We start from the raw sequence: 25,164 nt of genomic DNA, 5'->3' as shown, positions 1-25,164 counted from the left end.
CACTGCCGGTCAGTTCCCTTCGTCTGGAATGTTGAGGACATGGCCGCATGCCTTGCAGTGCACGGCGTCCGGCTCATGCCGCCGCAACCCGCATTGCGGACAGGGAAAGAACACCTTGGCCGGCCGAAAGATCGCCTGCGCCAGCCTGACGAACAGCGATATGCCGATGATCATGGTCACGATCGCCGTCAGCTTGCCGGCGATGCCCGGCAGCACGATGTCGCCGAAGCCGGTTGTCGTCACGGTCGCGACGGTGAAGTAAAGCGCGTCGATGTAGTTTTCCAGTCCGGCACCGTTGCGAAAAAAGAACGTGTAAACGAAGCCCGTGATGACAAAGAGAAAGGTCAACAGGTTGATGACCGCGTGGCTTGCCTCGCGCCAGGGTCGCAGGCCACGCATCTCGAAATGCCGCCAGATCGAACCGCTGCGCGACAGCGACCACAGCCGCAGGATGCGCAGAAAGCCGAGACTTGCGAGTGCCGTCGGCATTAGCAGCGTCAGAAGGATGAAGGCATCCACCCAGAAGGTCGGCTGCTTCATCAGGCGCAGCATGTCGTTGGAGGCCAGCAGCCTGGCAATCAGATCGGCGGCGACCAGAGCCGCCACGGCATAGTCCAGCCACAGAAACGAGGCCGACTGCTGGATGACCGGCGTGGCGATGAAAAAGGCGATGATGGCGAGGTCGATGATGACGGCCACCAGCTGGAACCGGAACGCGGCCGGCGAGCGCCCATGATAGAGCCTGCGCAGCATGTCGCGTAGACGCGCCGTCGCGGAAAGATCCTGCGATGCGCGCGTCCCCTTGGCCTTCATGCCGGCATGAGCAGCTGGTGCCGGCCCGCGGGTTGCCGCCTGGCAAGCGCGCCGATCACACCAGTTCCACTTCGACCACACCAGGCACGGCGCGCATCGCCGAGGCGATCTGCGGCGAGACGCGGTAGCCGCCATTCAGGGCAATCTCGACCTCGCCCTGCGCCTCTTCCTTGATCACGATAATGCTCACCTGGCTTTCCCCGCGCTGGGTGAGCTGGGATTGAATGATCGAGGCAGGCCCCTCGTTCCTGACGAAAATGCGCAGAGCCTTCTGGATGCGGCTTGCTTCGTCCTCCAGCGATTGGACGGAGTTGATGCGCAGGTTGACACCCTCGGGCCTGTCCTCCGCCGCGACAGTGATGACAACGGAGCGGCCGGCTTCGAGGAGATCGCGATACTGGGCCAATCCTTCTGAAAACAACACGGCCTCGTACTGGCCGGAGGTGTCGGAAAAGGCCACCACGCCCATCTTGTTGCCGGTGCGCGTCTTGCGCTCCTGCTTGCTGGTAACGGTGCCGGCAAGCCGGCCGGCGGAAGCGCCGCGCTTGACGGCAGCGGAGAACTCCGCCCAGTTCTGCACCCGCATCTTCTGCAGCGCCGCCTTGTACTCGTCGAGCGGATGCGCCGAGAGATAGAAGCCGACGACCTGGAATTCGCGGTGCAGGCGGTCGGCGGCGAGCCACGGATCGGTCGCCGGCAAATTGAGCGCCTGCGATTGGGCGCCGAGCGAGGCGCCGAAGATATCGGCCTGACCCGAAACGGCGTTCTGCTGGGCGAGCGACGCCAGCCCCATCATCCGCTCGACGCCAGCCAACATCTGGGCGCGATCATGGCCGAAGCAGTCGAGCGCGCCGGCCATGATCAGGCTTTCGAAAACCCGCTTGCCGACGATCTTCGGGTCGACCCTCTCGCAGAAATCGGCCAGGCTCTTGAACGGCTTTTCGCCGCGAACGGCGACGATGTGCTCCACGGCGGCATCGCCCACGCCCTTGAGCGCGGCCATCGAATAATAGATGCGGTTCTCGCCGACCTCGAATGCACGGAAGCTGGTCATAACGGACGGCGCCAGGACTTCGATGCCCAGGCGCAGCGCATCCTGGCGGAAGTCGGCGAGCTTGTCGGTGTTGCCCATGTCGAGTGTCATCGACGCCGCCAGGAACTCGACCGGATAATGCGCCTTGAGATAGGCGGTCTGGTAGGAGACGACGGCGTAGGCGGCGGCGTGCGACTTGTTGAAACCATAGTCGGCGAACTTGGCCAGCAGATCGAAAATGAAGTCGGCTTGCGGCTTTGCCACGCCGCGCTCGACCGCGCCGGAGACAAAGCGTTCGCGCTGCTTGTCCATCTCGGCGCGGATCTTCTTGCCCATGGCGCGGCGAAGAAGGTCGGCTTCGCCTAGCGAATAGCCGGACAGCTCCTGCGCGATCTGCATCACCTGTTCCTGGTAGACGATGACGCCTTGCGTCTCCTTTACCAGATGGTCGATCTTGGGATGGATCGAGGCCATCTCCTCCTCGCCATGCTTTCTGGCGTTATAGGTCGGGATGTTTTCCATCGGGCCCGGCCGGTAGAGCGCGACCAGCGCGATGATGTCCTCGATGCAGTCCGGCCGCATGCCGATCAGCGCCTTGCGCATGCCAGCACTTTCCACCTGGAACACGCCAACAACCTCGCCGCGCGACAGCATGGCGTAGGTCTCGGGATCGTCGAGCGGAATCGTCGCAAGGTCGATGTCGATGCCGCGGCGGCGGATCAACTTCACCGCCGTCTCCAGCACCGTCAGCGTCTTCAGGCCGAGGAAGTCGAACTTCACCAGCCCGGCCTGCTCGACATATTTCATGTTGAACTGGGTGACCGGCATATCCGAGCGCGGATCACGGTACATCGGCACCAGTTCCGACAAAGGTCGGTCGCCGATAACGATGCCGGCGGCGTGTGTCGAGGCATGGCGGTAGAGGCCCTCCAGCTTCTGCGCCATGTCGAGCAGCGTCTGAACGATCGGTTCCTTCTCGGCCTCCTCGGCAAAGCGCGGCTCGTTGGCGATGGCGTCGGCGAGCTTGACCGGATTGGCCGGATTCTGCGGCACCATTTTCGACAGCTTGTCGACCTGGCCATAGGGCATCTGCAGCACGCGGCCGACGTCGCGCAGCACGGCGCGCGCCTGCAGCGTACCGAAGGTGATGATCTGGCCGACCTGGTCGCGGCCATATTTCTGCTGGACATAGCGGATCACCTCTTCGCGGCGGTCCTGGCAGAAGTCGATGTCGAAGTCGGGCATCGACACGCGGTCCGGATTGAGGAAGCGCTCGAACAGCAGCGAGAAGCGCAGCGGATCGATGTCGGTGATGGTGGTAGAATAGGCGACCAGCGAACCAGCGCCCGAACCACGCCCCGGCCCGACCGGAATGCCTTGCGCCTTGGCCCATTTGATGAAGTCGGCAACGATCAGGAAGTAGCCGGGGAATTTCATCTTCTCGATGATGCCAAGCTCGAATTCGAGCCGCTCACGATATTGCACGACCGTGTAGCCCGGGGTCGGTCCGTGCAAGGCGAGCCGGGCATCGAGCCCCTCGCGCGCCTGGCGGGCCAGTTCCTCGGCCTCGGCCTTTTCGGCCGCGTCCTTGTCGGAGGCATCGCCGCCGGTGAAACGAGGCAGGATCGGGCTGCGCGTTTTCGGATAATAGGAGCAGCGCAGCGCGATCTCGATCGTGTTGTCGATCGCTTCCGGCAGGTCGGCGAACAATTTCGCCATGTCGGCCTGGCTGCGCAGGAAATTGTCCGGCGACAGCCGGCGGCGGGTGTCGACGGCGACGACCGAACCCTCGGCGATGGCGATCAACGCATCATGCGCCTCATACTCGTCGCGCGAAGAGAAGAAGGCCTCGTTGGTGGCAACCAGCGGCAATTCATGGGAATAGGCGAGATCGATCGAGGATTTCTCGATCATCCTGTCGTAGCCCGAAACCCGGTCCAGCTCGACATAGAGGCGGTCGCCGAACATCGTCTTGAGGGTGACTAGTCGCGCCTCGGCAAGATCGCGGCGATCTTCCTTCAGGGCTATGCCGATCGGGCCGCGCGGCCCGCCACTGAGACAAATCAGGCCGTCACATTGGCCGTCCATCATTTCGGTGGTCAGGTGCACCGCTTCACCGGGCGGCGTTTCGAGATAAACGCGGCTGACCAGCCGGACGAGATTGGAATAGCCGGCTTCAGTGGCCGCGAGCAGCACCACCGGCCGCATATCGGGGCCTTGCCGACGGCGGTCACGCTGGCCATCACTGTTCTCGCCCGAGAAGGCGAGCGCGATCTGGCAGCCGATGATCGGCTGGATGCCGTCCTTCACCGCCTTCTGCGCGAATTCCAGTGCACCAAACAGATTGTTGGTGTCGGTGACGGCGATGGCCGGCGCCTCGTCTTTCACCGCGTGGCCAACGATCTTGCCAAGCTGAAGCGCGCCCTCCAGCAGCGAATAGGCCGAGTGCACGCGCAAATGGACGAACGGCCGCGCCGGCACCTCCGGACGCGCGGCCGCGATCGCGGCTTCGCGCTTCAGGGGATCGCGTGGAAGTCTGTCATCCGCCATGGTTTGTCGCGCTGTCCGTAAGACTTGAGTCGATGGAGATGTATTGTCCGGGACCGGGCGATACCAGTCCAGCACAAACGACTACTGACCACAGGCTTCCAGCCGCTCAGGCGAATTCCATGATCACAGCGTCGACAGCCAGGCTATCGCCGGGCTTGGCGTTGAGTTTCGCCACGACCAGATCGCGCTCGGCGCGCAGCACGTTTTCCATCTTCATTGCCTCGACCACGGCCAAGGTTTCGCCGGCCTTGACCTCCTGGCCTTCGGCAACGGCGATCGACACGACAAGCCCCGGCATCGGGCAGAGCAGAAGTTTCGACGTATCCGGCGCCACTTTGTCCGGCATCAGCCTTTCCAATTCGGCGGTGCGCGGCAGCATGGCGCGCGCGGTCACCGACATGCCTTTCCAGGCGATGCGAAGGCCATTGGCGACAGGCCGGATCTGGGCGGCAACCCTGCGCTTGCCGACCGTGCCGCGCCAGATGAGGTCACCCGGCCGCCAGTCGGACGAAACGGTCAGTGCCTTGCCGACATCGATGGACAGGTCGATTTCCATCGGGATGGAAATCATGCCTTCAATGATAGAAACCGGCAGATAATCTTCGCCGATCTTCACCACCCAGTCGCGCTTGAGCGCTCCCGAATGCGGCGCCAGCCGCCCGCCCAGCCGGTCGAGACGGTCGCGGCGCAGCAGCTCCACCGCGGTGACGATCGATGCCAGCACGGCCCTTTCCTCGCTGTTCGGCACGACGGGGGCAAAACCGTCGGGATATTCCTCCGCGATGAAGCCGGTCGATATCTCCCCTTTCCGCCAGCGCGGATGCTGCATCAGCGCCGCCAGGAACGGTATGTTATGCTCGATGCCGTCGACGACAAAGCTGTCCAGCGCTTCCGACATGGCATCTATGGCCTCGAGCCGCGTCGGTGCCCAGGTACACAGCTTGGCGAGCATCGGATCGTAGAACATCGAGATTTCCGAGCCTTCGGTGACACCGGTGTCGTTGCGGATGACGATGTCGCCGAACTGTCCTTCCTCCGGTGGCCGGTAGCGCGTCAGCCGGCCGATCGACGGCAGGAAATTGCGATAGGGATCCTCGGCGTAGAGCCGGCTTTCCACCGCCCAACCATTCAGCTTCACGTCGCTCTGCTTGATGGCGAGTTTCTCGCCGGCGGCGACGCGGATCATCTGCTCGACCAGATCGATGCCGGTGACGAGCTCGGTCACCGGATGTTCGACCTGCAATCGTGTATTCATTTCAAGGAAATAGAAGTTTTTGTCCTTGTCGACGATGAATTCGACGGTGCCGGCGCTCTGGTAATCGACGGCCCTGGCCAGCGCCACCGACTGCTCGCCCATGGCCTTGCGCGTCTTGGCATCGAGGAATGGCGATGGCGCCTCTTCCGCCACCTTCTGGTTGCGGCGCTGGATCGAGCATTCGCGTTCGCCGAGATAGAGAGCATTGCCATGCACGTCGGCCAGCACCTGGATCTCGATATGACGCGGGTCGACGACGAATTTTTCGATGAAGACGCGGTCGTCGCCGAACGAACTCTTGGCTTCCGAGCGGGCCCGATCAAAACCGTCGCGCACTTCCGACCTATCCCAGGCGATGCGCATGCCTTTGCCGCCACCACCGGCCGAGGCCTTGATCATCACGGGATAGCCGATCTCGCCGGCGATCTTTTCGGCATGGTCGGCATTTTCGATGACGCCAAGCCAGCCCGGAACCGTCGAAACCTCAGCGGCGTTGGCGAACTTCTTCGATTCGATCTTGTCGCCCATCGCCTTGATCGCCTTGGGCTTCGGACCGATGAAGACGATGCCTTCCGCTTCCAGGGCTTCGCAGAACGCGGCTCGTTCGGACAGGAATCCATAGCCCGGATGCACGGCCTGGGCGCCGGTCGCCTTGCAGGCGGCGATGATCTTTTCAGGAACGAGATAACTCTGCGCGGCGGGCGACGGTCCGATATGCACCGCCTCGTCGGCCATTTCGACGTGCACGGCATCGCGATCGGCATCGGAATAGACGGCGACCGTGGCGATGCCCATCTTGCGCGCCGTCCTGATGACGCGGCAGGCGATCTCGCCACGGTTGGCGATCAGGATCTTGGTGAACATGCGGGCAGAATTCCCCTCCGGCAGACGGTTCAGTTCTATGGACTATGTCGCCAGGTCTCAAGTGCCGCGGTGGACGACATGACGGGCACCCTTTCCGACGCGCCGTCGCGCTCCCTGGCCAGCCGGGCTGGTTGTCGAGCGGTGTGCTATCTGCGCCAACAAAGCCGCGATTTCGTCTCATCTGACTGTTGAAGAGCGGACCAAAACCTGAAACCTTGGGACAAAAATCGCCTTTGGAGGAACTGCCCGATGAAAACCCGCGCCGCTGTCGCTGTCGCCGCCGGAAAGCCACTGGAGATCATGGAGGTCGACCTTGAGGGACCGCGCGATGGCGAGGTGCTGGTCGAGATCAAGGCGACTGGCATCTGCCACACCGACGAGTTCACGCTGTCAGGCGCCGACCCCGAAGGCATCTTCCCGGCCATTCTCGGTCATGAAGGCGCCGGCGTCGTGGTCGATGTCGGCAAGGGCGTCACCTCGGTCAAGAAGGGTGACCACGTCATCCCGCTCTATACGCCCGAATGCCGGCAGTGTCCGTCCTGCCTGTCGAGGAAGACAAATCTTTGCACCGCCATCCGCGCCACGCAGGGCCAGGGCCTGATGCCGGACGGCTCCTCGCGTTTCTCGATCGGCAAGGACAAGATTTTTCACTATATGGGCTGCTCGACCTTCTCCAACTTCACGGTGCTGCCCGAGATCGCGGTCGCCAAGGTCAATCCGGACGCCCCCTTCGACAAGATCTGCTACATCGGTTGCGGCGTCACGACCGGCATCGGTGCCGTCATCAACACCGCCAAGGTCGAGCAAGGTGCGACATCAGTGGTCTTCGGTCTCGGCGGGATCGGCCTCAATGTCATCCAGGGCCTGAAGCTTGCCGGCGCCGATATGATCATCGGTGTCGATTTGAACAACGACAAGAAGGAATGGGGCGAGCGATTCGGAATGACGCATTTCGTCAATCCGAAGGAGATCGACGGCGACATCGTCCCTCATCTCGTCAACATGACCAAGCGCGGTGCCGACCAGATCGGCGGCGCCGACTACACGTTCGACTGCACCGGCAACACCAAGGTGATGCGCCAGGCGCTGGAAGCCTCGCATCGCGGCTGGGGCAAATCGGTCGTCATCGGCGTCGCCGGCGCCGGTCAGGAGATTTCGACACGGCCGTTCCAGCTGGTCACCGGTCGCAGCTGGATGGGCACCGCCTTCGGCGGCGCACGCGGTCGCACCGACGTGCCGAAGATCGTCGACTGGTACATGGACGGCAAGATCCAGATCGACCCGATGATCACCCACACGCTGAAGCTCGAGGACATCAACAGGGGATTCGACCTCATGCATGAGGGCAAGTCGATCCGGAGTGTCGTGGTTTACTGAAGACGGCCACACGCCGCCGGCCATCCGGCCAGCGACCCCTGTGGTGAAACATGGCCCATAACTGAAATAGGGAGGAAAGAAAAATGGCGGAAAAACTGCATCCGAAAATCGACAATGGGCTGCCCAGGGAAAGCGCGAGCTTTGCCGGCGGCACGCTGGTCTGCGCGTGTACCAGCAAGCCGGTCAAGGTGAAGGTCAAGGGCCAGATCGCCCACAACCACGCCTGCGGCTGCACTAAATGTTGGAAGCCCGAAGGCGCTATATTCTCGGTGGTGGCGGTTGCTGGCACCGGCGATGTCACCGTCAGCGAGAATGGCGACAAGCTGAAGGTGGTCGACCCCTCAGCGCTGATCCAGCGTCATGCCTGCACCCAATGCGGCGTCCACATGCATGGACCGGTCGAGCGCGATCATGCGTTCAAGGGCCTGTCCTTCATTCACCCCGAGCGCTTCGAGGAAGACGGCTGGTCGCCTCCGGGCTTCACCGCCTTTGTCTCATCGATCATCGAATCGGGTGTCGACCCGAGCCGCATGGAAGGCATTCGCGGCAGGCTGAAGGCGATCGGCCTGGAGCCCTATGACTGCCTCAATCCAGGCCTGATGGATTACATTGCCACCTGGACGGCCAAGAAATCCGGCGCCTTGCCGGCCTGATCGCTATGAGATTTCAGGCAGGGGCCGGATATGTTTCCGGCCCCTGCTCGTTTCTGGAGAGACAATGCCCGCACCCGCCATCTACGTCGACGCCGACGCCTGCCCGGTCAAGGCCGAGGTAGAAAAGGTCGCCGAACGCCTTGGCGTCGTCGTCACCTACGTCTCCAATGGCGGTCTACGTCCGTCGCGCGACCCGATGATCCGCAATGTCGTGGTCTCCAAGAGCGCCGACGCCGCCGATGACTGGATCGTCGAGAACGCCAAGCCCAACGACATCGTGGTGACGGCGGACATTCCGCTTGCCGCACGTACCGTGGCACTCGGCGCGCATGTGCTGGGACCGACCGGGCGGCCGTTCACGCCCGAGACGATCGGCATGGCAGCGGCGATGCGCGACCTCAAGCAGCACCTGCGCGAGACTGGCGAGAGCAAGGGCTACAATGCCAGCTTCGCGCCGCAGGACCGCTCCCGGTTTCTCGGCGAACTCGACCGTATCTTGCGGCGGGCGCTGAAATCCGTCACACCGGAGTAGCAACCACGCGCCATCCAGGTGGAGACCGCCATGGCCGCCGAAACCCCGATCGAGAAACCGATGCAGCGCCATATGCTGTTCGCGGTGTCGGCCTGTATCGGTGCGTTTGCGCTGCTTGTGGCGTTGCTGCTGCACGCCCCGCTCGCCTATTCGATCGGCGCCAACGCATTTTTTGCCGCTTACGTCGTTCTTGTCGTCAGTCAGATGCCCAAGTTCACCGGCAAATATCTCAGCAAGAACGCACGCGCCACCGACCAGCCGGTTCTGGTCATCTTCGCGGTGACGCTCATTGTCGTCGGCGTTGCGCTTATCTCGCTGTTCCTGCTGATCAATCGGAAGGATGGGGATCACCCGATCGAACTCGGCTTCGCACTGCTGTCGATCCCGCTCGGCTGGTTCACCATCCATGCCATGGCGGCGCTCCATTATGCCCATGTCTACTGGATGGACGGCGACGCGGTCGACACCGGCACCAATAAGAAGATCCCGGTCGGTGGCCTGCTGTTCCCGGGCGACAGACGCCCGGAGGGCTGGGATTTCCTCTACTTCTCGACCGTCATCGGCATGACGGCGCAGACCGCCGACACCAACATCTCGACGACGCATATGCGTTGTGTCGTGCTTGTCCACTCGATCCTGTCGTTCTTCTTCAACACGGTCATCGTCGCCGCGGCCGTCAATCTCGCCGTCAGCCTGGGCGGTCCGTCCATAATAAATCCGTGATCGGATGAAACATCGGTTTGGATCGCGACGTATCAGGAGGACAATGAACACGTAGGACAAGCCGCAAGGCCGGGAGACCAGACAAGATGGAATCGGTTGCCAGAAGCCAATCCGAAATTGGACCGGGTCTCCCCGCTTCAAAAGAGAAACCATTGATCTACCGGCAGTCGAGCTGGACGCGGCTGACACACTGGCTCTGGGCCATCTCCTTGTTTTTCATGCTGCTTTCCGGCCTGCAGATTTTCAATGCGCGGCCTCAGCTCTACATCGGCAAGCAATCCGGCTTCGCCTACAACAACACCGTTTTCGCCATAGGCGCCGAAAACACCAATGCCGGGCCGCGCGGTTACACCGAAATCTTCGGGCACCGTTTCGACACGACAGGCGTCCTCGGCTGGTCGGGTCCGGCAGGTAACGAGACGGCGCGCGGTTTCCCATCCTGGGCGACGATCCCCTCCTACTATGACCTCGGCACCGCCCGCGTCATCCACTTCTTCTTTGCCTGGATACTGACGACGACATTGATCGTCTGGCTGGTCGCCAGCCTGATCAACGGCCACATCCGCCGCGATCTGGCGCCGCGCCTGGATGACCTCAAACGCTTGCCGCGGGACATCGCCAATCACGCCAGGCTGAAATTCCACCACACGCGCGAATACAACACGCTGCAGAAAATGGCCTATGGCGGCGTGCTGTTCGTGCTCTTGCCGCTGATGATCATCACCGGCCTCGCCATGTCGCCGAGCATGAATTCGGTGCTGCCGTTCCTCAATGAATTGCTCGGCGGACGGCAGACCGCCCGCACCATCCATTTCACCGTCATGGTTCTGCTGGTCGCCTTCTTCATCATTCACATCCTGATGATTGTGGCCGCCGGGCCAATCAACGAACTGCGTTCGATCATCACCGGCTGGTACCGCACCGATCCTCCCGTGCATGACGACAAAACGCCCGAGAGGAGTGCCTGAAATGGCGAAATTTCAGATCAGCCGCCGGAAATTCCTGACCGCAGCCAGCCTCGGCGCTTCCGGCGTCATGCTGTCGGGCTGCGACGCCTTCGACAGTCAGCTCAGCATCGGCAGCGGCCTGCGCAGTTTCCTCGAAAATGCCAACGGCCTGACCCACAGGGCACAGCGGTTGCTCGGCGGCGGCAATTCGCTGGCGCCGGAATTCACCGAGGCAGATATCCGCCAGCCGCAACGGCCGAACGGCGTGACCGCGCCCGATGACGACACCTACAAGAACCTGCTCGCCAACAACTTCTCCGACTGGCGTCTGGAGGTTTCAGGCCTCGTGGAAAAGCCGCTGTCGCTCACCCGCGAGCAACTGATGAACATGCCGAGCCGCACCCAGATCACCCGCCACGACTGCGTTGAAGGCTGGAGTTGCATCGCCAAGTGGACCGGCACGCCGCTGGCGCTGGTGCTCGACCAGGCGGTGGTCAAGCCGCAGGCGCGCTATGTCATGTTCCATTGCCTCGACACGATCGACCGCAGCCTGTCGGGCGACGTCAAATACTACGGCACCATCGACCTGATCGACGCTCGCCATCCCCAAACGATCCTCGCCTATGGCCTGAACGGCAAGCCGCTGCCGGTCGAGAACGGCGCGCCGCTGCGTGTCCGCGTCGAGCGCCAGCTCGGCTACAAGATGCCGAAATATCTCTACAAGATCGAACTGGTCGACGGCTTCGCCAATATCGGCGGCGGCCGCGGCGGCTATTGGGAGGACAATGGCTACGACTGGTATGGCGGGATCTGATGGTCCCCGCATACAGGCCGAGCACGACCTGTCGCCCGTCGAATTGAGTTCGCTCGAGGAACGTCTCCATCGCGACAATCGGCGTGTAACGGACCGCGACGATGATCGAGGGCTGACCTTTGTCATCCGCGATGATGCGGGACACGCGATCGGAGTTGCCGCCGGCTATTCCTGGGCGGGCGCGTCCGAGCTCACATTGATGTGGATTGACGAGGCTCACCGCGGTCGCGGCTACGCAAGGCAACTGCTCGAGGCTTTTGTCGCCGAGGCCGCGGATCGCGGCGTCAAGAAGATCTGGGTCTCCAGCCACGACTTCCAGGCACCAGGCCTCTATGAAAAGGCTGGCTTCAAGCGGATGGCCGAATTGGCGGGATGGCCCGAAGGCCATTTCAATATCATTCTTTGCAGAACGATAGCAGCGGACGGTGCGGCTTAGGCAACCTTGTCGAGCAACGGTTTCAGCGCCGGATGGATTTCCGGTGAGGCATGCTTGATCAGGGTCAGCAATGCGCGCTCATTCTCGTACAAAGGCCGGTCCGCCCCGATATGCTCGATTAGCCATCCGGCTTCACCAGCATCGATCGTCTCGGCCCGACGGGCCAGCGCCTCGGCTGCCCTGTTCTTGGCTTCCCATTCGGTCTCTACGTCGTCAGGAGACCGGTAGGCCTCTATGATGCCGGCAAGGCCGCCGGAGACCATGCGGCTGAAAAAACCGCCGATTTCCGGATCGGCATGATCGAGGAAGGTTTCCTGGCGCAGTGCCACCTCGCGGGTCGGGGCCTCGTAACCGGCCGAGCACATGACGAAATTGGCGATCGCCTTGACGAACAGGTCGTTCCAGGACGGATCGTTGCTGGCCTGGGCTGTCCGCTCGTTGATCCTGAACAGCACCTCGGCCTCGGCCCGGGTGATGGCGATGTTGCCGTCGCCGCCATGGGCATGGAGGATACGGCGCAGAAGCTCGACTTCGGCCCTGGCAATCAATCCGGGCCCCAGTGCACCGCCGAGCATCAGCGGTCCCTTGCCGTCGACGACGGCGTGGGCGACCTGCTCCAGCGCGTAGACGCAAAGCCGGCTCGGCGAGGATTTCGCCTCTTCCAGCACATGGACCAGCAATTCGAGTTCGGTCCGGCTGTCGACCAAGCCGTCGCGCGAAATCGTGCGGACCAGCCAGTCGGCATTCTCCTGCGAAATGTAGCCCGAGGGCTTTTCCTGGTGGACGATGTAGTCGGTGACCGCCTCGACGAAGAATGGTGCCCATTCCGCGCATTTGTCCCGCGCCGTCTGGTCGAGCGCGAACAAGGCCTCGGCTTCGCCCCGGGTCACCACCCCGTCGGCGAACACGTCGCGGCGCAGCATCACGACATCTTCTGAAGCGATGCGGTTCTTCGAAGTCAGCCCCGCCACCGCAGCGCTCATGATCAATTCGCCCATCTGTCGTCCCCGTCCGCCCCAACGCGTCACATTGGCCTGCTATATCAGAAGTATCTTGAAAAACCGGCAAACGGCGTGGTTAGTGAAGACTTGCCAGAACGATGTCGCTGGGAGGTGACAAGGTGTCGCCAACGAGCTATGGATGGCGCGTCGAGGACTCAGGGTTTGAGTCCTACCTGTTTGCGGGAGAGAGCAGCGAGAGCTGCCGCCGAAGGGGAAATCGCCCGAAATCTCTCAGGCAAAAGAACCGTAGACGGGAAAGACACTCTGGAAAGTCGGGGCTTGCCCCCGCGCCGAAGGTGTAAGCGCCGCTGACAGAGTTCCGGCTGCGCGAGTCTCTCAGGCTTCAGACAGAGGGGCACGGACTGGTCGCCATTCGCGACCGATTGCGTGCGACTCTGGAGACGACATGACGGGCGACGATAGACACCTTCCCCTCGAAGATATCCATGCAGCCGCCGGTGCGCGCTTCGGCGCCTTTGCCGGCTGGTCGATGCCGCTGACCTATCCGGCCGGCGTCATGAAGGAACATCTTCACACGCGCGAACATGCCGGCCTGTTCGACATCTCGCACATGAAGCTGTTCGAGGTCAGCGGGCCGCAAGCGGTTGCGCTGCTCGACCGTGCCTGCCCGCTAGACGCCGGCGCGCTCGAAATCTCGCAATCCAAGCTGACCTTCTTCCTCAATGAGGCGGGCGGCATTCTGGATGATCTGATCGTCACCCGGCTCGGCGATACGAGGTTCATGGTGGTCGCCAATGCCGGTAACGCCATCGCCGACGAAAAGCATTTGCGCGCGCTGGCAGCCGATTTCGATGTAAAGGTCGAGCCTCTCGACCGCGTCTTCCTGGCGATTCAGGGTCCGGAAGCCTGGGCGGCACTGTCCCGCGCCGGCCTCGAAACCGGCTCGCTGCTGTTCATGCACGGCATCGAGCCGCGAAAGAACTGGTTCATGAGCCGGTCCGGTTACACCGGCGAGGACGGTTTCGAGATCGGCCTGCCGGAGGCCGATGCAAGAGAACTCGTCGCCAAGCTGCTCGAGGACGAGCGTGTGCTCTGGATCGGCCTTGCCGCGCGCGACAGCCTGCGGCTGGAGGCCGGGCTCTGCCTGCACGGTCAGGACATCACGCCGGAAACCGACCCGGCCGCGGCGGCGCTTATGTGGGCAATCCCGAAAGAGATCCGAGCCTCAGGCACCTTCATCGGCGCCGATGCCTTGCGCGCCGTCGTGGAACGAGGCCCGGCACAAAAGCGCGTCGGGCTGAAACCGGAGGGTCGCCAGCCGGTGCGTGCCGGCGCTTCTCTGTTTGACACCGACGGCAACGCCGTCGGCCATGTCACATCGGGCGGTTTTGGCCCCTCGGCCGGCCATCCGGTCGCCATGGGCTATGTCGCCACCCCGCTGGCCAAGCCCGGAACGCGGGTCTTCGCCGACGTGCGCGGCACGAAGATCCCGATCGATGTCAGTTCCCTGCCCTTCACTCCTCATCGCTACCGCAAAGGATAGACCCCATGGCAAAGATCTATTTCACCGCCGATCACGAATGGCTCAGCGTCGAGGGCGGCATCGCCACGGTCGGCATCACCGACTACGCGCAGGAGCAACTCGGCGACCTCGTCTTCGTGGAGCTGCCGGAAACGGGAAAGAAGCTCGCCAAGGGCGATACCGCTGTTGTGGTCGAATCCGTCAAGGCGGCCTCCGACGTCTACGCGCCGGTCGATGGCGAGATCACCGAGGCCAATGGCACGCTGTCGTCCGACCCATCGCTGGTCAATTCGGCGGCAACCGGCGCCGGTTGGCTGTGGAAGATGAAGCTCGCCGACGAAAGCCAGCTCGCCAGCCTCATGGATGAGGCCGCCTACAAAGCCCATATCGCCTGACATCAGGAATTTATTGACATGACCGCAGCACCCTACCCCTTCTCGGCCCGCCATATCGGCCCCGGCCTTGCCGACGTCAGAGCCATGCTCGCCGTCCTCGGTGTTCCCTCGGTCGAGACGCTGATCAGCCAGGCCGTGCCGAGATCGATCCGCCTCGACCAGCCGCTGGCCCTGCCGGCGCCGGCCAGCGAAGCCGAAGCGCTCGCCGAATTGTCGACGATCATGGCAAGGAATACCGTGCTGAAGAGTTTTATCGGCGCCGGTTACCACGGCGTCCACGTGCCGCCGGTCATCCAGCGCAATCTGTTCGAGAATCCGGCCTGGTACACCGCCTACACGCCCTACCAGGCCGAGATCAGCCAGGGCCGGCTCGAAATGCTGTTCAACTTCCAGACGCTGGTCACGGAACTGACCGGCCTGCCGGTGGCATCGGCTTCATTGCTTGACGAGGCGACGGCGGTCGCCGAAGCGGTCGGCATCGCGCTACGCCACCACCGCGACAAGCGCACAAAGGTGGCGCTCGCCGGCACGCCGCACCCGCAGACGCTGGACGTGGTGCGCACCCGCGCCGAGCCGCTCGGCATCGAGATCGACGGCGAGGCGATCGACGACAACACCGCCGCCCTGCTCGTCTCCTGGCCGGACACTTTTGGCGTCTATGGCGACCACAAGGCGGCGATCGAAAAAGCGCGCGCCACCGGCGCCATTATCGTCTTCATCGCCGACCCGCTTGGCCTGACGCTGACCGACGCGCCGGCGAAACTCGGCGCCGACATTGCCGTCGGCCCGATGCAGCGCTTCGGTGTGCCGATGGGCTTTGGCGGCCCACACGCCGCCTATTGCGCCGTCTCCGACAAGCTGACACGGCTGATGCCTGGCCGCCTGGTCGGTCAGTCGACCGACAGCAAGGGCCGTCCCGGCTATCGCCTTGCCTTGCAGACGCGCGAACAGCATATCCGCCGCGACAAGGCGACCTCCAACATCTGCACCGCGCAGGCGCTGCTTGCCAATATGGCGACCGCATACGCCATCTGGCATGGCCCGGCGGGCCTGCAGGCGATCGCCGGGCGCATCCATGCGCTGGCCAACCGCCTGGCGAGCGGCCTCAAGGCCGCGGGTGTATCGGTGCTCGGCTCCAGCCGTTTCGATACGGTGACGGTGGAGGTCAAAGGCAAGGCCGCCCGGATCGCCGCCGCCGCAGAAAAGACCGGCCGGCTGCTGCGCGTGCTCGACGCCGACCATGTCGGGATCAGTTTCGACGAGACGTCGACCGATGCCGATCTCGAGGCGATCGCGGCTCTGTTCGACGCCAAGGCTGCTTCTTCCGCCGATAGCACGGTGCCCGGCAAGCCGCGCGGCAAGGAGTTTTTGACCCAGCCGGTCTTCCATGAGAACAAGTCGGAAACCGAGATGATGCGCTTCCTGCGCCGGCTGGCCGACAAGGACCTGGCGCTCGACCGCGCCATGATCCCTCTGGGCTCCTGCACCATGAAGCTTAACGCCGCGGCGGAAATGATGCCGGTGAGCTGGCCGGAAATCGCCAATTTGCATCCCTTCGCGCCATCAGCGCATTCGGCCGGCTACCGCGCCATGATCGGCGAACTGGAAGGCTGGCTGTCGGAGATCACCGGCTTCGACGCCGTGACCTTGCAGCCCAATGCCGGCAGCCAGGGCGAATATGCCGGGCTGCTGGCCATCCGCGCCTATCACCGCTCGCGTGGTGAGGGCCATCGCACCGTCTGCCTGATCCCCTCCTCCGCGCATGGCACCAATCCGGCGAGTGCCGCGATGGCCGGCATGAGCGTCGTCGTCGTGCGCTGCCTGGAAGACGGCAACATCGACATGGACGATATGCGCGCCAAGGCCAACGAGCATTCCAGGAATCTCGCGGCGCTGATGTTCACCTATCCATCCACGCATGGCGTCTACGAGGAAGGCGCGCGCCACCTCTGCGCGCTCATCCATGAGCATGGCGGCCAGGTCTATTTCGACGGCGCCAACCTCAATGCCCTGGTCGGACTTGCCCGTCCGGGCGACATCGGCGCCGACGTTTGCCACATGAACCTGCACAAGACCTTCTGCATCCCGCATGGCGGCGGCGGACCGGGCGTCGGTCCGATCGGCGTCAGGGCGCATCTGAAACCCTATCTGCCCGGCCATGTCACCGAAGGCTCGGCGCATGCCGTGGCAGCCGCTCCCTTCGGCAGCGCTTCCATCCTGCCGATCACCTGGATGTACATCCGCATGATGGGCGCTTCCGGCCTGAAGCAGGCGACCGAGACGGCGATCGTGTCCGCCAACTACGTGGCGACGCGGCTCGCGCCGCACTTCCCGCTGCTTTACAAGGGCAGGAGCGATCGTGTCGCCCATGAATGCATTCTCGATACCCGCGTGCTCAAGGAGAGCGCCGGCATCAGTGTCGAAGACATCGCCAAGCGCCTGATCGACTATGGTTTCCACGCGCCGACCATGTCGTTTCCGGTCGCCGGCACGCTGATGGTCGAACCGACCGAGTCCGAACCCAAGCGCGAGCTGGACCGCTTCTGCGAGGCCATGATCGCCATTGCCGGCGAGGCGGCGAAAGTGGCCAAAGGCGAATGGCCTTTGGCCGACAATCCGCTGGTCAACGCCCCGCACACATCGGCCGAGGCGCTGGCCGGTCAATGGACCCACCCTTACTCGCGCCTCGAGGCGGCCTATCCCGCAGGCGATGCCGACACAGCGGCAAAATACTGGCCGCCGGTATCGCGCATCGACAATGTCGCGGGCGACCGCAACCTGGTCTGCTCCTGCCCGCCGCTGTCGGACTATCTGGGTGCGGCCGAATAGCTACGCGGAGCGCAAGGCCGGCTTGACCGGGTCGGCCTTGTCCATCCGGTTGCGGCTGATGACGCAATTTCGCCCCGCACGCTTGGCGGCATAGAGCGTGGAATCGGCCCTGGCCAGCACCTCGTCGAGGGTGCTGCCGTCGGCCTCGCCGAACCCAATCCCGCCGCTGACCGTGCTGCGCAAGGGGCCGAGCGGGGTGGGCACGACTTCCGTGCCGAAAGCGACGCCGATCTTGCTGGCAAGATCATAGGCGCGCTCTTCCGTCATCCTCGACATGACGATCGCGAACTCCTCGCCGCCCAGGCGAAAGGCGTCGACCCCGGTCCTGGCATATTTCCTGATGACGGCAGCGAAGCGGCGCAGGACCTGATCCCCGACCGGGTGTCCATAGATGTCGTTCGTCCGCTTGAAGTGATCGAGATCGAACATGACGATCGCCATGAACGGGCCGAAGGTGCGCTCGCCATAAAGCGACGTCAGACCGCGACGGTTCATCAGACCGGTCAACGGGTCGGTCATCGTCTCGGCCTTGAGTTCGATCTGCGCCTGTAAATGATGGAGCGAAAGCGTCAAGGCGCCGAGGCCGGTCATACAGGCCACCGCCACGACCGAGTTGAGGCGTTCGGCCCAATTGTCGGGCGCAACGCCGAGCGTCCACTGCCCTTTGGTCATCAGAACCACGCCGCAAAGGGCAAACGACAGCGCACAGGTGCCGCTCAGAAACGACACCACCAGCAGGATGCGGCGATCATGACTGCCGTTGATCCAGAACATGGCTCCGATCGTCGAGAGCAGCGCGGTAACCGTCGCGTAGGTGATCACGAAACCGATACCGTCAAGGCCCATGAAGGTCACGGCCGCACAGACAGCCATGGCGGCAAATGTCGGAGCAATCGCACGCCTGTGGTCCGGCACACCGAGATATTGCATGGCCGAAATGCAGATAATCAGAAAACCCAGGCTGAGCAGCGCCAGCGCGACCTGGCAAAGCAGCGGATCGGGCTCCCTGGTATAATGCCAGAACAGGATCACATGCGCGACGAGCACGAGAATGCCGCATGCCACCGTCAGCACGAATCTGGCCCGCGGCGCGGTGGCCCAGATCGCGAACATGGTGACACTGAGACAGACGCCCGACAGCGCGGCTGCGAGCAGGAGCGAACTGAAATCCAGCATATCGGGCGGGGGCCTCTCGAGCATCGGCGGTTGCGCCGCATTCTAGGTCAGCGGCAGCCCTCGGACATGGTTTTCAGGCGATCTCTCGACCCAACCTGCGGATACGGTTTACAAAGCGTCGATGCCACCTGTCCCGAAACCGCACCCCTGGCCGGCGCGAGGATCAAACGGCATCAGCCCTTGTTGAGCAAGGCGAGATTGGCGTCGACGACGGCGGGGTCGGCCATGCCGGCCTTCGCCTCCAGCAGCAGCGCCCTGGCCTTCTTCTTGTTGCCGCGCAAAAGTTGCGAATAGCCCATGTTGTTGACGATCTGCGGTTTGCGGCCGGCGACCTTCACAAGCTGGCCATAGGCACGGTCGGCGAAGTCGAAGCGGCCGAGTTCGTCATAGGAAGCGGCAAGCCCCATCCAGGCCTCGGCATTGTCGGCCTTCAGTTCGACGGCCTTGCGGAAATGCGCTTCGGCAAGACCATAGTTGGCATCGCGAAACTGTGCCTTGCCTTGCGCCAGGTCGGATGTGTCGACATCCTTCGCTGCCGGCCGGATCGCGGTGGTCTTGGTCGTGTCGACGTTATTGTTCGTCGTGCACCCGGTGATCATCAGGACGGCCGCCATCGTGGCCACCGCCGCAAAGTTTATCTGACGCATACCCTGCCCCGTCGCCCGATTTGCCGGGTCGTTCTTCAGGGAAAGACACTACAGCACAGCGATTAAGCTTCGGTGCCGAAATGCGCCTAAGTTTTGGTTTCCGGCACACCAGCCATTAACCATCGCCAGCGGCGTTCTCACGGCTCCAGGGCCTTGAGCGTCGCCGGAAGCTGATAGCGGTTGCCGTCATAGCGCAGCCGGTAAGTCCGCTTCACGGACTTGCCGGGGTGGGATTGGCACTCGCCATTCTTGTCGGGAGCGGGTTCGTCGGTATCCATTCGCTCGGTCACGATGATATCGTGATAGCCCTGATGGCTCGCCCGGCTCATCGCCAGGCTGACCTGGCTAGAATGAAAGGATCCGGCGCAATTGGTATCGCCTTCGCCGCCAAAGCCGGCCACGTCGAGGCCATCGAGCACCATCCGTAGCGCATCGCCGTCAAGGGCATAGAGTCGCAGGTCGGTTTCCCTGAAGGGATTGGCCTGCGAATGAGTTGCCATGTCGATGCGCAGGCCGAAGGCGGTGATTTTGGGCGCCAGCTGATAGCGGCCTGTATCGAATCCGATGCCGCGGATGGCGATGGCATCATCGTTCATCAGCCCGGGCTGGAGCAGGCGCTGGCGCACCTGCTGGTTCTTCCTGTCGACGACCAGAAGCTCGATATCGCCGATATGCATGCCGTCGACGGATTGGGCGCTGTCGATCAGCGGTACCGCGACCAACAGCAGTTGGTCATGGGCGGGCCAGATCTTGCAGACCAGCCTTGGCGTGTCGTAGTCCGGAGGCGTCAGGGCGATGCTGGTGTGAGGTTCAAGCATGAACGAGGCGCCGTCGGCGCTCTTTCGAGCCTTGGGATAGGCCTGCTGCACCAAGGCGGCAGCATCACCGCAATCGCCGGCCGCGGCCTGGGCGGGCGGCAAGCTGGCCGCGGCGAGGCCCAGCAAGAGGGCGGGCAACAGTATTCGCATCGACTTCTCGCTTATTACGGGCTTTGCGGGTCCCGATGTATCACTTCGACGGATGTTTGCATGCCTGATTCCGTCGACGTGGCGCCCTTTAGTGACCCGTCATTTTGACGATGATGGGAATGACAGCGATCATCAGCACCACCGGCAGGATGCAGACCACGACCGGCACGGACATCTTTGCCGGCAAAGCATGCGCCTTCTCCTCGGCCAGCGACATGCGCTTGTGGCGCATTTCATCGGAAAACACCCTGAGCGCGCCCGACAGGCTGGTGCCTAGTTCCTTCGACTGCTGCAGGAGCGTGGCGAAGGAGCGTACCTCGTCGAGGCTGAGGCGATCGGCGAGCGCCTTCAGCGCGTCGTCGAGGCTGCGCCCCGCCCGAAGCTCGAGCGATACGAGCTGCAGGTTCTGGCTGAGCGAAGGATAGGTCCTGGCGAGTTCTTTCGAAACGCGCTCGACGCCCGCTTCCATGCTCATGCCGGCATCGGAGCAGACGATCATCAGATCCATGAAATCGGGGAAGCCGTTGCGGTATTCGCGCATCTTTTCCCGCACCTTCTGGGTCAGCACCAGGCCCGGCAGGAAATAGCCGGCAGCGCCCGACAGGATGATGAAGGTCCACCGGCTGGTCATGGTCGCGTCCGGGCTGGCCATCCACCGGTTGAGCACGAAGACGGCGAACGTCGTGCCGATCATTGCCGTGAACCGGATGAGGAAGAACATGCCGACGGCGCGCGGCTCCATGTAACCGGCCTGGATGAGCTTCAAACGCAGGCGGGCAACATTTTCCGGGTCGCTCTTGGCGTAGAATTCCTGCGCCCTCTTCACCGCTTTTTCGCGCACGACGCCGCTGTTCTTCTTCTGCGCGGGTTCGGGCTTGGCCACCACCGGACCGTGGTCGACCTTGAGCCGGCGCATGACCTCGTTGCGGTCGCCCCTCGCCGCCACCATCGGCCAGGCGACCGCCGCGGCCCCCACGGCCAGCAACAGCATGGCGACCGGCATCAGCGAGGTCGGCGCGAGGGAGGCGAGGAATTCGATGACGCCTTGCATGTCAGAACCTGAAGTTCGACATCTTGAACATGATCAGATTGCCCAGCATCAGCCAGCTAACCGATCCGCCGATCATGTACCATGTCTTCGGAACACCCCAGACGTCGCTGTAATATCCCGGCATCATGGCCATGATCGCGGTGAACAGCAGCGCCGGCACGGCCGTCAAAATGTAGGCCGACAGGCGGCCTTCGCTCGAAATGGCCCGCACCTTGCGGCGCAGCTTGCCGCGTTCGCGGATCGTCGTCGACAACCCATCGAGGATTTCGCGCAGATTGCCGCCCGAGCTGGTCTGGATCGATACGGCGGTGACGAACAGCGGCAAATCCTCGTGGCCGACCCGGTCGAAAAGCGAGTTCAGCGCCGAGACAAGGTCGGAGCCATAGGTGACTTCGTCGGCAATGACGCCGAATTCGGTGCCGATCGGATCGGGCATCTCGCGCGACACCATGGCAATGGCCACCGGCACCGGGTGACCGGCCTTGAGGCCGCGCGTGATCAGTTCCAGTGCCTCGGGCAGTTGGATGCCGAAACGCTTGAGCCGGCGCTTGCGCATGGAGCGCATCACCATGATCGGTAGCAGCGGCATCAGCACGACAACCAGGATGAGCCCCATCAACAGCGGCAAGCCGCGCGAAATGGCGAACAGGGCCACGGCCATCGCCACGCCGCAGGTGATCATCAGGAATTTCGAGAGCGGCATGACCATGCCCGACTGCGTGCGCAGGGCACGGAACCGGTCGGGCGAGAACAGCGACGTTCCCGCGTCGAGACCGCGCTCCTTGCGCAGCTGGATCAGCACCTGCTCCTGGCTGATCTTGTTTTCCTGAAGTTTCATGCGCCGGTTGATGGCGGTTCGCTTGTCGCTACGACCGGCATAGAGCAGGTAGACCGCTTCGGCGACCATGATGCCGGTCAATGCGGCCCCGGCATAGACGACATAGATCGCGCTGAACCCGTCGAACACCCCGGCTACTCCTGCGGCCGGCCGGGTTCGAAATAACGTCCGGGAAACTCGATGCCCATCGCGCGCAGATCTTCCAGGAAACGCGGCCGGATGCCGGTCGCCTCATAGTAGCCAAGGATCTTGCCATCGGCCTCCATGCCGGTGCGCACGAAGCGGAAGATCTCCTGCATCTGGATGACATCGCCTTCCATGCCGGTCACCTCGGCGACGCTCGTCACCTTGCGCTTGCCGTCGGAAAGCCGGGTCAGTTGGACGATGATGTCGATGGCGCTTGCGATCTGGCTGCGGATCGACTGCACCGTCATTGGCATGCCGGTCATGCCCAGCATCTGCTCCAGGCGCGAAATACAATCGCGTGGCGTGTTGGCGTGGATGGTCGCCATCGAGCCTTCGTGGCCGGTGTTCATCGCCTGCAGCATGTCGAAGGCTTCCTCGCCGCGGCACTCGCCGAGGATGACCCGGTCGGGACGCATGCGCAGCGCGTTCTTGACCAGGTCGCGCTGTTTGAGCTCGCCATGGCCTTCGATGTTGGCGGGGCGCGTTTCCATGCGCGCGACGTGCGGCTGCTGCAATTGAAGCTCCGCCGCATCCTCGATGGTGATCAGCCGCTCGTCTTCCGGAATGAAGGCCGACAGTGCGTTGAGCATCGTCGTCTTGCCGGTGCCGGTACCGCCCGAAATGATTGTCGTCTTGCGGGCATGCACGGCCGCCGCCAGCACTTCGGCCATGTTCTGTGTAATGGCGCCGAATTCGACCAGCCTGTGCAGGCCAAGTTTGTTCTTGGAGAACTTGCGGATCGACACCAGCGGACCGTCTACGGCCACCGGGCGGATGGCTGCGTTGAAGCGCGAGCCGTCCAGCATGCGAGCGTCGACCATCGGCTGCGATTCGTCGACCCGGCGGCCGACGGCGGCCACGATCTTGTTGACGATTCTGAGCAGATGCGCCTCGTCCTTGAACGGGATATGGACCTGCTGCAGCTTGCCTTTCTTTTCGACGAAGCAGTTCTGATGACCGTTGATCAGGATATCGTTGATATCGGGATCCTTGAGCAGCGGCTCGAGCGGCCCGAGGCCGACCATCTCGTCGACGATATCGTCGACCAGCGCGTCGAGTTCGGCGGTGTTGATCGCCATCCGCTCCTGGCGGGTCTTTTCCGACACGAAATCATGCACTTGCCGGCGCATTTCATCCTTGGGCAAGCGCTCCAGCGCGACCAGGTTGATCTCCTCGAGCAGCATCCGGTGGATGCGCACGCGGGCGTCGAGCACCTTGTTGGCATTCTTTGCCGGTGCTGCTTCCGGTTTCGCCGGCAAAGCCTTTCGGCTGGTCGGGATGACAACGGCATGATGCGCGACCGGTGTTGATTCCGCCGGACGCTGCGGGCGCGCGTCGCGGTTCTGCAGGGTTGAGAAACGGCTGGTCATCCAGCTTTCCTTTTCAAGAGGCCCCTGCCGAAACCGAACAGCGACTTCGACTTGCTCGCCGTCGCCACTGCCTCTTCTGGGAGGATGATCTTCTTCAGGTCGTTGACGACATTGGCATTGGGATCGATCTCGTGCAGCGGCACGCCGCGATCGACCGCCTCGCGCACCAGCCGGTAGTTGTTGGCGATGCCGCCGACAAAATGCTCGCCAAGGATTTCCTGGACATCCGCCTGCTTGATGCCGTTGTCGAACATCTTTTGCTCGAAACGGTTGACGATCACGTTTGGCTTCACTTCCTTGCCGGCGGTCTCGTAGACAGCCTGGATCAGCCGCTGCGTATGGCGCAGGCACGGCACCGTCATTTCGGCAACGATGTAGAGCTTGTTGGAACCGAGCAGCACCGTTTCCGTCCAGGGAAACCAGGTGCGCGGCATGTCGATGACGACATTGTCAAAATAGGCCGAAACGAGGTCCAGCATGCGCACCACGACATCGGTCTTGAACGAGCGCATTTCGGCTGGATGCGTCGGCGCCGCCAGCACGCAAAGTCCGCTGGCGTGCTTGGACAGCATCACATCGAGCAGTTGCCGGTCGAGGCGCTCGGGCTGGTTCTCGATCTCGGTGATGTCGAAACGCGGCTCCAGATCGAGATATTCGGCGCAGGCACCTTGCTGGAAATTGAGGTCGACCACGCAGGTCGAGGCGCCGCGCGTCACCGAATGATGCAGCTGGAACGCGGTCTGCAGCGCCAGCGTCGTGGTGCCGACGCCGCCGGCGGCGGGCATGAAGGTATAGATCTGCGACTCGGTGTTTTCCTCGCGCCCAGGCCCCTGCAACGCTCGCACGACCGAACGCACGAGGTCGGCCGTGGTGATCGGCTTGACCAGGAAGTCGGCGACCTTGAGCTGCACCAGGATGCGCACGGCGGCGGCGTTGAACTCCTGGGTGACCACGACCACCGGTGCCTTGCCCTCGAGCCGGCGCATGACGCGCTGCAGGGACTCTATTTCTTCCAGTTTCGCCGCGTCCATGTCGACGATAACGACGCCGAACTCGGCCTCCTGGACCTCACCGCGCAGCTCGGTGACGTTCTTCTCAACCGTCATGAGCTGGATGATCTCGGAGGCGGCAAACGCGGTCTTCGTGTCCTGCGCGAAGGTCCGGTCTGTCGATACGAGCAGGATTTTCTTGGTGCTGTTTGCCATTCTCGCCGCCTGTGAGGT

General features: G+C 63.0%; 21 protein-coding genes and 1 riboswitch. Of the genes, 10 read left to right on the top strand and 11 right to left on the bottom strand.

The features are described from left to right. Positions 1 to 9: 9 nt before the first annotated feature. The 3 genes from O7B34_RS07415 to O7B34_RS07405 form a co-directional block, all read right to left on the bottom strand. On the bottom strand, positions 10 to 813 hold the full coding sequence (locus O7B34_RS07415) for a potassium channel family protein (RefSeq protein ID WP_337145477.1): 804 nt from the start codon (positions 811 to 813) through the stop codon (positions 10 to 12). Positions 814 to 868: 55 nt separating this feature from the next. After that, a complete protein-coding gene (dnaE, locus tag O7B34_RS07410; protein WP_337145476.1) occupies positions 869 to 4,396 on the bottom strand; it encodes a DNA polymerase III subunit alpha in 3,528 nt (1,175 codons plus the stop codon). A gap of 106 nt (positions 4,397 to 4,502) precedes the next feature. Then, positions 4,503 to 6,515 (bottom strand): acetyl/propionyl/methylcrotonyl-CoA carboxylase subunit alpha, encoded by a 2,013-nt coding sequence (locus tag O7B34_RS07405; RefSeq protein WP_337145475.1) that lies wholly within the window; start codon positions 6,513 to 6,515, stop codon positions 4,503 to 4,505. Positions 6,516 to 6,764: 249 nt separating this feature from the next. On the opposite strand from O7B34_RS07405, the gene O7B34_RS07400 reads away from it, so the two are divergent. The 7 genes from O7B34_RS07400 (at position 6,765) to O7B34_RS07370 (ending at position 11,997) form a co-directional block, all read left to right on the top strand. After that, positions 6,765 to 7,892, top strand: coding sequence for an S-(hydroxymethyl)glutathione dehydrogenase/class III alcohol dehydrogenase (locus O7B34_RS07400; RefSeq protein ID WP_337145474.1), 1,128 nt, complete (start codon positions 6,765 to 6,767; stop codon positions 7,890 to 7,892). A gap of 83 nt (positions 7,893 to 7,975) precedes the next feature. Beyond that, on the top strand, positions 7,976 to 8,545 hold the full coding sequence (gene gfa, locus O7B34_RS07395) for an S-(hydroxymethyl)glutathione synthase (protein WP_337145473.1): 570 nt from the start codon (positions 7,976 to 7,978) through the stop codon (positions 8,543 to 8,545). Between the two features lie 64 nt (positions 8,546 to 8,609). Beyond that, entirely contained in the window at positions 8,610 to 9,077 is a 468-nt protein-coding gene (locus O7B34_RS07390; RefSeq protein WP_337145472.1) for a YaiI/YqxD family protein, read from the top strand. A 30-nt stretch (positions 9,078 to 9,107) separates the two neighbouring features. Continuing rightward, entirely contained in the window at positions 9,108 to 9,800 is a 693-nt protein-coding gene (locus O7B34_RS07385) for a DUF1345 domain-containing protein (protein ID WP_027144996.1), read from the top strand. An 86-nt stretch (positions 9,801 to 9,886) separates the two neighbouring features. After that, positions 9,887 to 10,768 (top strand): cytochrome b/b6 domain-containing protein, encoded by an 882-nt coding sequence (locus tag O7B34_RS07380; protein ID WP_140718254.1) that lies wholly within the window; start codon positions 9,887 to 9,889, stop codon positions 10,766 to 10,768. Between the two features lies 1 nt (position 10,769). After that, positions 10,770 to 11,561, top strand: a complete 792-nt coding sequence (locus tag O7B34_RS07375) for a molybdopterin-binding protein (protein WP_337145471.1) — start codon at positions 10,770 to 10,772, stop codon at positions 11,559 to 11,561. Next, positions 11,548 to 11,997: a GNAT family N-acetyltransferase gene (locus tag O7B34_RS07370; RefSeq protein ID WP_337145470.1), complete on the top strand. Its 450-nt coding sequence runs from the start codon at positions 11,548 to 11,550 to the stop codon at positions 11,995 to 11,997. Before O7B34_RS07375 ends, O7B34_RS07370 begins: the two co-directional genes overlap by 14 nt. On the opposite strand, the gene O7B34_RS07365 is transcribed toward O7B34_RS07370, so the two are convergent. Further along, a complete protein-coding gene (locus O7B34_RS07365; protein WP_337145469.1) occupies positions 11,994 to 12,995 on the bottom strand; it encodes a hypothetical protein in 1,002 nt (333 codons plus the stop codon). The genes O7B34_RS07370 and O7B34_RS07365 overlap by 4 nt on opposite strands. 173 nt (positions 12,996 to 13,168) lie before the next feature. Next, a riboswitch (glycine riboswitch) is annotated at positions 13,169 to 13,255 on the top strand. Positions 13,256 to 13,404: 149 nt separating this feature from the next. Between O7B34_RS07365 and gcvT the strand changes: the two genes are divergently transcribed. From gcvT to gcvP, 3 genes are read left to right on the top strand one after another with little or no spacing between them, the layout of a single operon-like run. Continuing rightward, on the top strand, positions 13,405 to 14,502 hold the full coding sequence (gene gcvT, locus O7B34_RS07360) for a glycine cleavage system aminomethyltransferase GcvT (protein ID WP_337145468.1): 1,098 nt from the start codon (positions 13,405 to 13,407) through the stop codon (positions 14,500 to 14,502). Positions 14,503 to 14,507: 5 nt separating this feature from the next. Beyond that, positions 14,508 to 14,876, top strand: a complete 369-nt coding sequence (gene gcvH / locus O7B34_RS07355) for a glycine cleavage system protein GcvH (RefSeq protein ID WP_149905505.1) — start codon at positions 14,508 to 14,510, stop codon at positions 14,874 to 14,876. A gap of 18 nt (positions 14,877 to 14,894) precedes the next feature. Then, positions 14,895 to 17,705: an aminomethyl-transferring glycine dehydrogenase gene (gene gcvP, locus O7B34_RS07350; protein ID WP_337145467.1), complete on the top strand. Its 2,811-nt coding sequence runs from the start codon at positions 14,895 to 14,897 to the stop codon at positions 17,703 to 17,705. On the opposite strand, the gene O7B34_RS07345 is transcribed toward gcvP, so the two are convergent. From O7B34_RS07345 to O7B34_RS07315, 7 genes are all read right to left on the bottom strand, one after another. Next, positions 17,706 to 18,905 (bottom strand): GGDEF domain-containing protein, encoded by a 1,200-nt coding sequence (locus tag O7B34_RS07345; protein ID WP_337145466.1) that lies wholly within the window; start codon positions 18,903 to 18,905, stop codon positions 17,706 to 17,708. 149 nt (positions 18,906 to 19,054) lie between these two features. Continuing rightward, the gene (locus O7B34_RS07340; protein WP_337145465.1) at positions 19,055 to 19,528 is read right to left on the bottom strand and encodes a tetratricopeptide repeat protein; all 474 of its coding nucleotides are present in this window, start codon (positions 19,526 to 19,528) and stop codon (positions 19,055 to 19,057) included. A 137-nt stretch (positions 19,529 to 19,665) separates the two neighbouring features. Then, the gene (locus O7B34_RS07335) at positions 19,666 to 20,496 is read right to left on the bottom strand and encodes a hypothetical protein (protein ID WP_337145464.1); all 831 of its coding nucleotides are present in this window, start codon (positions 20,494 to 20,496) and stop codon (positions 19,666 to 19,668) included. 88 nt (positions 20,497 to 20,584) lie between these two features. Then, the gene (locus tag O7B34_RS07330; protein ID WP_140752424.1) at positions 20,585 to 21,547 is read right to left on the bottom strand and encodes a type II secretion system F family protein; all 963 of its coding nucleotides are present in this window, start codon (positions 21,545 to 21,547) and stop codon (positions 20,585 to 20,587) included. A gap of 1 nt (position 21,548) precedes the next feature. Then, a complete protein-coding gene (locus O7B34_RS07325; RefSeq protein WP_337145463.1) occupies positions 21,549 to 22,514 on the bottom strand; it encodes a type II secretion system F family protein in 966 nt (321 codons plus the stop codon). Positions 22,515 to 22,519: 5 nt separating this feature from the next. Next, on the bottom strand, positions 22,520 to 23,941 hold the full coding sequence (locus O7B34_RS07320; RefSeq protein ID WP_140718238.1) for a CpaF family protein: 1,422 nt from the start codon (positions 23,939 to 23,941) through the stop codon (positions 22,520 to 22,522). Next, positions 23,938 to 25,146 carry an AAA family ATPase gene (locus O7B34_RS07315; protein ID WP_027145010.1) on the bottom strand — a complete coding sequence of 403 codons (1,209 nt, stop codon included), beginning with the start codon at positions 25,144 to 25,146 and terminating at the stop codon, positions 23,938 to 23,940. Before O7B34_RS07315 ends, O7B34_RS07320 begins: the two co-directional genes overlap by 4 nt. Positions 25,147 to 25,164: the final 18 nt, after the last annotated feature.

It is taken from the genome of Mesorhizobium sp. Cs1299R1N3, from assembly GCF_037179625.1.
Classification (GTDB): Bacteria; Pseudomonadota; Alphaproteobacteria; order Rhizobiales; family Rhizobiaceae; genus Mesorhizobium; species Mesorhizobium salmacidum.
The sequence above is the reverse complement of the archived record's forward strand: the minus strand, read 5'-3'. Positions and strand labels throughout refer to the sequence as shown.